This window comes from uncultured Methanobrevibacter sp., from assembly GCF_902774605.1.
GTDB lineage: Archaea > Methanobacteriota > Methanobacteria > Methanobacteriales > Methanobacteriaceae > Methanocatella.
Genome location: NZ_CACYJE010000061.1, coordinates 1 through 10,852, shown reverse-complemented (window position 1 = coordinate 10,852; position 10,852 = coordinate 1). Strand labels below are relative to the sequence as shown.

Annotated in this window: 15 protein-coding genes; 2 read left to right on the top strand and 13 right to left on the bottom strand. The window is 37.0% G+C overall.

What is annotated here, in order from left to right; all coding sequences use genetic code 11:
* The 10 genes from QZU77_RS09405 to cbiM all read right to left on the bottom strand — a co-directional run.
* The coding region (locus tag QZU77_RS09405) for a hypothetical protein (RefSeq protein ID WP_295603439.1) at window positions 1–931 on the bottom strand (931 nt) is incomplete at its 3' end.
* Between the two features lie 300 nt (window positions 932–1,231).
* The gene (locus QZU77_RS09400; RefSeq protein WP_295603437.1) at window positions 1,232–2,434 is read right to left on the bottom strand and encodes an LUD domain-containing protein; all 1,203 of its coding nucleotides are present in this window, start codon (window positions 2,432–2,434) and stop codon (window positions 1,232–1,234) included.
* Window positions 2,421–3,092, bottom strand: a complete 672-nt coding sequence (locus QZU77_RS09395) for a heterodisulfide reductase-related iron-sulfur binding cluster (protein ID WP_366208873.1) — start codon at window positions 3,090–3,092, stop codon at window positions 2,421–2,423. The genes QZU77_RS09400 and QZU77_RS09395 overlap by 14 nt, the downstream gene beginning before the upstream one ends.
* The gene (locus tag QZU77_RS09390; protein WP_295603432.1) at window positions 3,092–3,442 is read right to left on the bottom strand and encodes a DUF2304 domain-containing protein; all 351 of its coding nucleotides are present in this window, start codon (window positions 3,440–3,442) and stop codon (window positions 3,092–3,094) included. The genes QZU77_RS09395 and QZU77_RS09390 overlap by 1 nt, the downstream gene beginning before the upstream one ends.
* 9 nt (window positions 3,443–3,451) lie before the next feature.
* Window positions 3,452–4,156: a glycosyltransferase family 2 protein gene (locus QZU77_RS09385; protein WP_295603429.1), complete on the bottom strand. Its 705-nt coding sequence runs from the start codon at window positions 4,154–4,156 to the stop codon at window positions 3,452–3,454.
* Window positions 4,157–4,167: 11 nt separating this feature from the next.
* Window positions 4,168–4,626 (bottom strand): riboflavin synthase, encoded by a 459-nt coding sequence (gene ribC, locus QZU77_RS09380; protein WP_292894000.1) that lies wholly within the window; start codon window positions 4,624–4,626, stop codon window positions 4,168–4,170.
* Window positions 4,627–4,761: 135 nt separating this feature from the next.
* Window positions 4,762–5,595 carry an ATP-binding cassette domain-containing protein gene (locus QZU77_RS09375; protein WP_295603426.1) on the bottom strand — a complete coding sequence of 278 codons (834 nt, stop codon included), beginning with the start codon at window positions 5,593–5,595 and terminating at the stop codon, window positions 4,762–4,764.
* 6 nt (window positions 5,596–5,601) lie between these two features.
* On the bottom strand, window positions 5,602–6,282 hold the full coding sequence (gene cbiQ / locus QZU77_RS09370; protein ID WP_295603441.1) for a cobalt ECF transporter T component CbiQ: 681 nt from the start codon (window positions 6,280–6,282) through the stop codon (window positions 5,602–5,604).
* 52 nt (window positions 6,283–6,334) lie between these two features.
* Window positions 6,335–6,622 (bottom strand): energy-coupling factor ABC transporter substrate-binding protein, encoded by a 288-nt coding sequence (locus QZU77_RS09365; RefSeq protein ID WP_295603424.1) that lies wholly within the window; start codon window positions 6,620–6,622, stop codon window positions 6,335–6,337.
* Between the two features lie 11 nt (window positions 6,623–6,633).
* Window positions 6,634–7,299, bottom strand: coding sequence for a cobalt ECF transporter S component CbiM (cbiM, locus tag QZU77_RS09360; RefSeq protein WP_295603422.1), 666 nt, complete (start codon window positions 7,297–7,299; stop codon window positions 6,634–6,636).
* A 199-nt stretch (window positions 7,300–7,498) separates the two neighbouring features.
* Between cbiM and pyrF the strand changes: the two genes are divergently transcribed.
* Together pyrF and QZU77_RS09350 are read left to right on the top strand one after the other, a co-directional pair.
* Window positions 7,499–8,146, top strand: a complete 648-nt coding sequence (pyrF, locus tag QZU77_RS09355; RefSeq protein WP_295603420.1) for an orotidine-5'-phosphate decarboxylase — start codon at window positions 7,499–7,501, stop codon at window positions 8,144–8,146.
* 89 nt (window positions 8,147–8,235) lie between these two features.
* On the top strand, window positions 8,236–8,478 hold the full coding sequence (locus QZU77_RS09350; protein ID WP_295603418.1) for a DUF5654 family protein: 243 nt from the start codon (window positions 8,236–8,238) through the stop codon (window positions 8,476–8,478).
* Between the two features lie 51 nt (window positions 8,479–8,529).
* Here QZU77_RS09350 and QZU77_RS09345 read toward each other — a convergent pair whose 3' ends face one another.
* From QZU77_RS09345 to QZU77_RS09335, 3 genes are all read right to left on the bottom strand, one after another.
* Entirely contained in the window at window positions 8,530–9,009 is a 480-nt protein-coding gene (locus QZU77_RS09345; RefSeq protein ID WP_295603416.1) for a hypothetical protein, read from the bottom strand.
* Between the two features lie 57 nt (window positions 9,010–9,066).
* Entirely contained in the window at window positions 9,067–9,981 is a 915-nt protein-coding gene (locus QZU77_RS09340; protein ID WP_295603414.1) for a deoxyhypusine synthase, read from the bottom strand.
* 15 nt (window positions 9,982–9,996) lie between these two features.
* On the bottom strand, window positions 9,997–10,852 hold an 856-nt coding region (locus QZU77_RS09335; protein WP_295603412.1), incomplete at its 5' end, for a CBS domain-containing protein.

Genomic DNA, 10,852 nt, shown 5'->3' with positions numbered 1-10,852 from the left:
GATTAAGAGTGATGTTTTCAAAAGTACAGTCCTTGATTAAATCCTCAGGCTTGTAACTTGGATTAGTTTCGTCACCTAATTTGATAAATGGAGTTGTTATACTTACATACTTAGTCGCAGTGTGATCATTGACATTGAAGTTTTTGAAATTAATGCCAGTTATTGAAGAATTTGAAGTGCTGAAGTCTATAAGTGCATAGCTAGCACCATAATCCTTTAAATCCAGTGTTGATTTACTGGTATCGGATTCATTTGCTCCACCATACAAATGTATTACGAGTTTGATATTTTTTCCACCATTGAAACCTCCCAAACCGTTGAAAGCAAGATAATTAACACGATAACCATCTGATGCATAACCTGTCTGAATAGTACCTACTCCAGCATCCCCATAGCCTCCTGTGAAAGTTTTATTATTTAAAAATACTTTCCACTCGGTTGTTGGGGTTTTACCTTTTTGAACTTCCTCTTTTTGAATGTAATCCCTTATTCCATAAAAGATTGACTTGAAAAGCCTATCCAATGGGACATTATCAACATCCGCATAGTCAGTATCATAATCGACTCCGTAGATAAATATTCCAGGAGTTATAGCACTTAATACATCTTCATCACTGCTTGCCTGCAAGTACTGAGGACTTGACTTGAGCAAAGCCTGTGAATCATCATTTTCAACATCTTCTAGGCAATCATCATTGATTATATTACTTTGCTGTTTAGGAGACTGTTCCTTAACCATTTCTTTTTGCGGAACACTTGTCAAATTGTCTGAAGCATCAACAACTGAAACTTCCAAAGAATCTGCTGTTGCCTTTTCATCAATCTGAATTTCAGTTAGTGTCAAATTATTGTCTTCAAGAGCCGTAATCGCTTGAACTGAGCATATAATAATAAAAATAGCCATTATCACGATAAACTTTTTGCCTTTCATTTTCGATTTTCACCCCCTGGTCCAGTTAATTATATTACAAAATGAATATACATCGGCATTAAATATATTCATTGTTATATTAGAAGGTCATCACTTATATAAGTTTACACGATTTATAATAATTTATTATAAAAACATAACCAGTTAAAAACAATTTTGCATTAACTATAAACAGTTAAGTAAAATATTATTAACTAAATAAAAAATCATAACATTCACAAATAAAATTAAAAAAAAATATACTCTACCCATTACTTTTATAAACAAAGTTAAAAAAAATTAAAAAATTAAAAGAGAAAGTTAAAAGGGAGAATTATTTTTAGAAACATTATCTCTGATTTTACCATGTGCCTTAGGGTAAAATCCAGCATCAATGGATAATTTTCTCATGTTTTCCAGTATATCATTAGTGGGAATGCTTAAAGGACAATTGAAAGTGCACAGTCCACAAAGGGTGCACATGTACAATCCTGAGTTGAAACATGTCTCATCATCTTCAATGAACTTTGACATAGCAACCCCACGTCCCCCCAAGTAGTTGTTGAATCCGAATTCATTACCTATCGCATTATAAACCGGACAATTGATTAAACAGTTTCCGCAGCCTATGCAGTAAAGGCATTCATCGATTGCCTCGCTTCTGCCATTATCCAACAGTATGACGATCACCCTTTCGGCACCATACATGTTTTTGAGAAGTTTTTTCTCAATATCTGCTGTCTTTGAAGGTCCGGATATTACATTCATATATGATGTTACATAGTTACCTGTTGCAAAAATGGTTTCAAGCTTTGAAACGGAGATTGCATCCTCCAATGTAGGTACAATCTTGTCAATTCCCGCTACAATGATATGCAGGTCCTTTAGTGAAACAATTGAAATGTTTCCTTCATTGTGAACCATCACGCATGACCCCTCTTCAGATGCTATCGCATTGGCCCCACTTATACCTACATTCGCATCTTTTAGCCGGTCCAGAACGTCTTTTCTTACAACTTCCATTATTTCCCGAGGCACGGGATCAACATTTACGTCAAGGGATTCATTTACAATGTCAGTGATGTTTGAAACATTAAGATGTGAAGCGGGACCGGTCGGATGAACAGGTTTGTTGTCAACCTTTTTAAGCTGCAGTATCCTATCTCCAAGGTCAGTTTCAACAACATCAATTCCTTTTTCTTTTAAGTGAGTTTTAAGGTCTATTTCACCCAATGTATTTGATTTTGCCTTTGCAACAACTGAGGCGTCATACTCATCAAGCAACCCGTCAATAATTTTTAAAGCTTCAAAAGAATTATCGGTCATTTTGCATTCGATATCATTTCGTGAAAATGATTCCAATAGCTGAATTATCAACTCATCCTTGTTTTCAATTGAGAATTTCTTGATTTCACGAACCCTTTTGACTAGTCTTTTAGTGGAAGGGGATTCCTTAATGGAGTCTGATCTGCTCTTGACTGTATTGAATGATTTTCTCATTGTTTCAAGTTCACTTTTCTTCATCCAAACCACCATATTTCACTAGAAATTCAGTCAAATCCAGAACTTCCAAATCATCATTTTCCAGATTAAGCTTACAAAACGGACAAGCGGCAATCAAAATTTCACAACCAGTGTCTTTAGCCTGGTTAATTCTTGACTTGGCCAGTTCATCTGCAATTTCAGGATAAGCTGATTTCACTCCACCACCCGCTCCGCAGCATAAACTGTTTTCGTGATTATTTTCCATCTCAACAATATCAGCCACGCTTTCAATGACACTTCTCGGATCGTCAAATATCTCCATGTGCCTTCCCAAATGACATGAATCGTGATATGTGACATTGAAATCCTTTTTTGAAAACTCAAGTCTGCCTTCAGCAATTAATTGCCTAAGCAGTTGTGAGACATGAATAACATCAATGTTTACATAATCTTCCTTAAAGGTTTTATAACAACCTGCACAGGAGGTTAAAACTGTTTCGTCATTAAAAACCTCACTATTTTTTTTAATTAACTCTTCAGCATCTTTTAAAAACCCTGTTCTAAGCAAGACTGAACCGCAACATGACTCATCTTCCAAAATATGATAATCGACACCAGCAAGATTCAGTAATTTCTCAGTTGCATCTTGAATAGATGGCTGTTTTTCTCTTGCAGTGCATCCCCTAAAATAAAGCATCATTCTTCCTCTTCATCGTCAAGAGTTATTTCATTTGAAAGCGCAACTTCCTTAACCATCTTATTGACCTCATCCTGAAGTATGTCGAGCCTATTGTATAGTCTGAACATGATATAGAACAGCACTACGAACACTACAATGATGATGAAATCCAATCCCCTGGTTATTCCGAAGAGTTTTGCGAAGCGTTCACTGTATGATGGGAATATTGAAAATACTATTACAAATAGCCACAATATGGTCCATAAGATTACAGTAGCTAAAGATTGCTTCTCCTTCAGATACCTATAGAAGAACCATAAAATGGCCAATATGGATATGATTGGAAATAATATTGAATATAATAACATTTAATCACCTTAAAATTGATGTTTAATCATTTGAATCAGAATTTTAAATGCCTCTTTGACGTTTGTCCCCTTTGCTTGTGTTTCAGGAGTGTAAATTGTCTTAATTGGCACTTCCGCAAATGGAATATTGTTATCGTTGACTTCACGAATGAATTCTGATGAAATCAGATATCCTCTAGCATTGATGTCAATCTTGCGCAATGCATCAATGGTTATTGCTCTGAAGCCTGTTTGGGAATCGCTTACATTAACCCTATAGAATATCCTGGTGAGCAAGTTCATCACGGCATTTGCAAAGTTCCTGCTCATTGGCATGTCCTTAAGGGGCCTTACGCCTATAACGGCCTGGGCTTCACCGCTAACCAAGGGTTTAATAACATTGTCCAAATCATCAGCTGAGTGCTGGCCGTCAGAATCCATGCTGACGACATATTTTGCGTCAAACTGGAATACCGCATCAAATCCTGTTTGAGTTGCAACTCCCACTCCCCTGTTGATTATGAGTGAGAATATATGAATCTGGTCTGGATATTTCTGTTTAGTTTGCTTTATGACATCGAGAGTGTTGTCTGATGATCCGTCATTGACAACAATCATGTTGTACCCTTTCTCAGCTATGGATTCAAGCACCGGCTGAATCCTTGTTGCCTCATTATATGCCGGCAGAATAACATATGTTGATTTCTTATCTTCCTTTGAAACTTCAAAACTCATCGTACACCTTACTATAATGGTCCTGCATCCTCTTTACCTTCACGCATTCCCATTCCTGCTTCTTTTCTCATGGCTTTTCTAGAATACATCATCTTGATTAGGTTTTGAGCATGTTCACGAGCCCTGTTTTCTGCAAGTTTCGCAAGCTCCACAGGATCTTCCTCCTCATCCTCATGAACGAATACCTCTAGAATGTGAGTGTTGGTCATCAATTGTGCATTTATCAATCCGGTTGATGCCTCATGGGCACACATCTTATCCTTTTCCATAGGACCAGGCATTCCCAATGCCATCACTATATCACAGTTTTCCTCTTCTATGAGGATTTTCGCTGTGACCGGTAAGTCCTTTACTCCCGGAACTGTTTCACGGATTATCTTCAAGTCATATGCATTCTTTTTTAACTCATCAATTGCCGCTGATGCCATGTCAAAACGGGCAAATGTGGTATCACATATTCCAATCCTCATGTAATTTCACCTTATAAAAAACTATGTTTCTATTAATATATATGTTTATTTGAAAATAAGAAAGTATTATTATTTATTACTAGCAGTAATACTTTGATTATTATAATTATGAAAAAAATCTGCTTTAAAAAAAAATTAGTTTTTATCGATTAACTGTAAAAACTTATCCTTAGCTTCCTCGATTGTCAGAGGATAGTCATTTTCCATGTCAAAGCCTTCAGCCTCAAGCTGCTGGAAAAGTTCAGTGACAATAGGAACCTTCAAATTAGCTTGCTCTAATATCTCAGGCTGAGCAAAAATCTCCTTTGGAGACCCTTCAGCAATCAGCAAACCGTCAACCAAAACGAAAACACGTTTTGCATAATTAGGAACCAGGTCAACTTCATGTGTTGAAATTATAATTGTGATTCCTTCATCATTTAATTCTTTTAACAATTTTGTTAAGTTAGTGACTCCCTGAGGGTCAAGGCCCGCGGTAGGTTCATCCAAAACCATTATTTGAGGTTTCATTGCAAGAATGCCTGCAATTGCAACTCTTTTCTTTTGACCACCGCTCAAGTGATGAGGGGCCTTTTTTTCAAAACCGCTCATGCCAACACGAGCGAGAGCCTCTTCAACACGATCCTGCACTTCCTCCATCGGCAATCCCAAATTCAATGGCCCGAAGGCAACATCCTCCTCCACTGTCGGGGCAAATATCTGGTCATCCGGGTTTTGAAAAACGATTCCAACCTTCTGCCTGAATTTAAGCAATGACTTCTTATCATACTTCAATTCTTCACCGTCAATGAAGACCTGTCCTTCATCAGGCTCGTAAATACCGTTTAAATGTAAGAAGAGTGTTGATTTTCCAGCACCGTTTTTTCCTAAAAGAGCAACCATTTCTCCCCTTTCGACTTTTAAGCTTACTCCCTTCAATGCCTGATAATCCGCATTATATGAATATTTAATATTTTTAACTTCTAACATGATTGATTACTCCCTTTTTCGTGGTTCATAAATAGGCAATTCACCAGTGTATCCTCTGGAATCTAAAGAATGCTGCAATGTTTCACTTTTATCCAAAGACCGTAAAAATATTGTACTTGCAAGTGCCCCTAGAGACCTGAATGAATTCCAGTAAGAATGATATCCCAATCTGGTTTCCTGCGCCTTCTGCATAGTGTCAATTTCATTGAGGAAAATGAAGATTGAATTGTACATTAAAAGTGCGATTTCAATGAAAATCTTTGGAACCTTCAAAGTGGCAAGACAATGCAATATCTTAGCAATTGGTGTAGTTAAAGCAAGAAAGCCCAATAACGGCAAACATCCAACTACCCTAAAGAATGTGTATACACCATAGTGCAGGGAATCTGTTGTAACGACAATGCCCAATATTCCTGTTTCATAAATCACTTCACCCTTTCCAAAGAAGAATATTAAAAACAGACATGTGATAACGACAAATGCCATCGGAATGGATAGGAATTTCAAGTAGGAACGCCAGTTAATTTTTGCTATTGCTAAAATCACTATAGACATCACTGTAAATATGAATATGTCAAAATATAGATTATCAAGTGCCAAAGTTAAAATTAACAATATGATTGTTAAAAACAATTTAAAATAAGGATTTGATTCAGTTAATTCATTATGATGCGCAATATAATCCATATCAAATTTCATAAAAATCACTAAAAAAAGAAAAAAGATTAAAGAAGATTAATTATTCTTCTTTACCTTGTCCTCTCCAGTAACCGAAGAAGTAACCAATAATGATTGCTCCTATAGCTGCTTGAAGAGCGAATAATAAGCTTTCAATTTCTCCACTTGGTGGCTCCCAAATTGATGAGAACCAAGGTTTAAAATTAGTGGATTCTATAGCTTCACTAGCTGCGTCATCAGATCCACCGAAATATCCGTCGTCTTCCCCATGGCCATTAAACATTATTAATGGTGCGACGAAAATAATTGCACAAATTACTGCTAAAATTATTAATGTTGATGTCTTCATTTTTAATCACCTTATGCTTCATTAGGAGCTAATGCACCAAGTTTGTCTAATAATTTTGGTTTGTAAGCTTTTAATCTATCCCATATAATTACTGTTAATATACCTTCACCAATAGCTAATGGTACTTGAGTTACTGCAAAGATAACTAAGAAATTAGTTAATGCTGCACTGAATGTAGGTGCAGGGAATGCGAAAGCTAATTGGAATGAGGTAGCAACGTAAGTCAATAAGTCACCTAAAAATGCTGCAAAGAAAACAGCGATTGTTGATGAAATACCAGCTTTTGTCAAACCTTTATATACTAACCAAGCGACTAACGGTCCAACAATACCCATGGACACAATGTTTGCTCCTAAAGTGGTTAATCCACCGTGAGCAAGTAATAATGCTTGGAAAATTAGCACGATAGTTGCGAGTACTGCAGTTACAGCAGGTCCGAATAATGCAGCACCTAATCCGTTACCACAAGGGTGTGAACAACTTCCAGTAACAGATGGTAGTTTCAAAGATGATAAGACGAACATGAATGCCCCACTCACCGCAAGCAATGCTTTGGATTCAGGGGTTTCATCTACGATTTTTTTGATTTGATATATACCGAAAGCAACGACTATGATTGCGACAACGAACCATATGATACACCATTGCAATGGTAAATATCCTTCCATAATATGCATAAATTAATTCCTCCAAATTTATATCAAAATGATTTGATAACTTTCTCAATAAAAACTTAAAATATAATTAAACTTTTATAAAGTTTTATTGATAATGTTATTATATTAGTTATTACATATAAATGTATAGGAAAAAGTAATACTATTAAATTAGGCAGACCTAAATTATTAATTTGAAAAATAAAAAATCGGAGATACCATGAATATAAAAAATAACCTAATATTGGCGCTTGACGTGATGAGCGAAAGCGAAGCAATAAAAATTTGTGACTCAATTAAAGATAACATCGACACAATAAAGATAGGATATCCCCTTGCACTAGCCGAAGGCCTTGAAATAATCAACAAGCTAAAAGAAAAATTCGATTTCAAAGTAATATGCGATTTCAAGGTAGCAGACATCGACGCAACCAACTCAAAAATATGCGACGAAACATTCAAGGCAGGGGCCGACGCAATAATCTGCCACGGATTTGTAGGATCAGACAGCGTGCAGGCATGCCTTGACATGGCAAACAAGCATGGAAAGGAACTGTTCCTACTGACTGAAATGTCACATCCAGGAGCAAAAATGTTTCTACAGAAAAACGCCGATGCAATTGCCGAAATGGGAGTTGAAATGGGAATCAAAAACTACGTGGCACCGGCAACAAGACTGGATCGCCTATCAGACATAAGAAACATCGTAGGAGACGAATCATACATAATATCCCCAGGCGTTGGAAAGCAAGGCGGCGACGGCAAGAAAACATTGCAATATTCCAATGCGATAATTGTCGGAAGAAGCATCTATGAAGCGGAAGACCCGAAAATTGCATGTGAAAATTTAATCAAATCTCTTGATTGAAACTAAACATTTTTTTAATATAAAAAAAATAAATATATTATTGTTCTTATTATCATTGAACAAAATCAATTAAAATGGAGGAAAAAAGCATGGCAAGTGAAGTAACAAAAATGATTATGGAAACTATCTTAGCATTAATCACCACCGCATTTGCGTTCGTTGCAGGTGAAGCATGGAACAGTGCAATCCAAGCATTAATTGAAGAAACCATCGGAACTGGAAGTGCATTATCCAGTTTATTCACTTACGCTATCATAGTTACCGTCATTGCAGTTATCGTAACCGTACTCATTGCAAGAGTTGCAGGCAGAATGGGTATAGAAACCGAATAAGCAAAAAATAATAAAGGAATTTTTTTAAATTCCTTTTTTTAACTTCTTTTTTTAATTTAACTTTTCAAAAAAAATACCACCAATCAAGTAAGCGATTTCAAACAGAATGAAGTAAACGAACACCATAATATCGAATGCACCACAGATTGCCAGTAATAATATAACTATTTTCAATACAAACCTATACTCGAAAAACAGATTTAAGAATTTATTGTCAGCGACGGTTGATATTAACTCATGGCCAACCTCATCAGCTAAAGCACCTAAAATACAAATCAACAACACTGCAAGGCTCATTTCTGGAATTCCTGCAATCAAACAGATTACAATGAAAACAAGCAAGGTTATGACATGATGAATACCATCAACTTTTAATGCCAACAAGTTACCTATTAGTATAGAAATGAAAATATAAGCAGCACCAACATCACTTATAGTGGCAAATGCTGAGGCAAGGCCGCACAACACGCCAATGCCGCTTGCCATCACCAAATCCTGATTGACATCAAACAGGTCATCTGAATATTTCATGAAAAATCCTGAAAATAAAAATAAAAATGATAAAATAATATAATTCATTTTATCACCTTAAATCTTATCTAAAGCAGCTGCATAAATAAGCGGAAAAATAACAGTGACGTCTCCAACCACACTTGCAAGGTTAGAACCGCATTTAGCCTTGGCCCATGATTTGGCCTCCTCCAATGGAGCTCCACCTAAACTGCCTGCTTCAGGCCGGTCCATTGTGATTTGAACGGCAGCATCCAAACCTCCTTTAATCACATTTGAAGCAAGGGTGTAATGCTTGGTGAGTCCTCCGCCTAAAAGGATGGCACCAACCTTCTCTGACTCGAAAACAATGTCTGAGAGATAATGCATGTCTGCAACTGCATCGACTGTGAAATCATGATCCTGATTGAATATCCATAATTGCAGACCTATCATTGAATCAATCAAACCAGGTGCAAAAATTGGGACATTGTTTCTTGCGGCGGTTGCAACAAATGAGTTTTCATCCTCAACAAGCAATCCTATTTCATATAACAATTCCTGAATGGATATCACTTGTTTTTGAGAGGAAATCCTTTCGAACATTTTAATGATTTCAGCTTCAAATATTGTGAAATCATCGGAACCGACATTGATATCGGCGATTCTTCCTATTCCCTCCTCATTCAGTTCCTCATCGTCCTTGCCTTCATGGCGATAATGACTTCCTCCAAATGCCTCGACAAGGTCATGGGTGATGTTGGCTCCGCTTGCAACTATCAAGTCAACATGGCCGTCATCAATCATCTTGGTCACGATATTTCTCATCCCACCTGGAATCAGCGGACCTCCAAGGCTCATGAATACACTCATCTCATCATCCTGAATCATGTCTGCAAGTATGTTTGTTGCGCGTGCCACTCTACCTGCACCTAAAACTCCGGATTGGTCAAATTGATTTATCAAATCAATTACTTTCATACTCCTATCTACATTAATCGGGTTAACTTTCATTAAATCACTTAAAAATTAATTTGTAACTATTGGAAATTGTTTTAAATTGGTTATGCTGTCAATCAAATCGGTTCTTGTGACAATTCCAAGCAGAACCTGGTTATTGTCCGCTATTATCAATCTTGAAATTGATTTTTTAAGCATTACCTCAATTGCATTAGCAATTTTCATATCCTCATTGACTATAACCACATTGGTTGACATCAGCTCGCCGACAGTCTTTCCTTCATTATCATCCGCAATTGCCTTTACAAGATCGGTTAATGTGAACACACCCACTATTTTTCCCTTATCAATTACGGGCGCACCGTCAATTTCCTTGTCGGCCAATTTTTTAGCGGCTTCCTTAACCGAACAGTCCAATGCAAATGAAATGACATCACGACTTGCAATATCCCCTACAGTCTGCTTGGGAATGCTTCTAATGGTGGTAGTGTCCACAAGCAGGATATTGTCCATGTCATCACGGCCAACGATTTCACCCATTACACCTAAATTGTTAACGGGTGTTGGGCCAATGCTTATTGTGTCGCCAAGGTTCAAGTCCTTAATGTTTCCCAATACCTTAATTGCCGCTTCACATTCCTTAGGCTGAGGAACACTGGTGAATTCTATTCTTGCAACGGACACATCCTCAAGCTTTTTGCCGTCCTTATAAATCGGCACCTTCGAATCCCTGTCTGAGACTGTAATGTTTAATGCATGATAAGCTTCTATTGTTGGTTTATATCCTCCTCTAGGTCCTGGCACTCCTTTAACTAGACTAAGGCTCCTTAATGATTGCATCTGGTTACGTATTGTTCCCGGGTTCCTGTTCATAACCTCAGCAATGTCCTCGCCCTTGATTGATTTGCCGTTTGAGGATTGATAT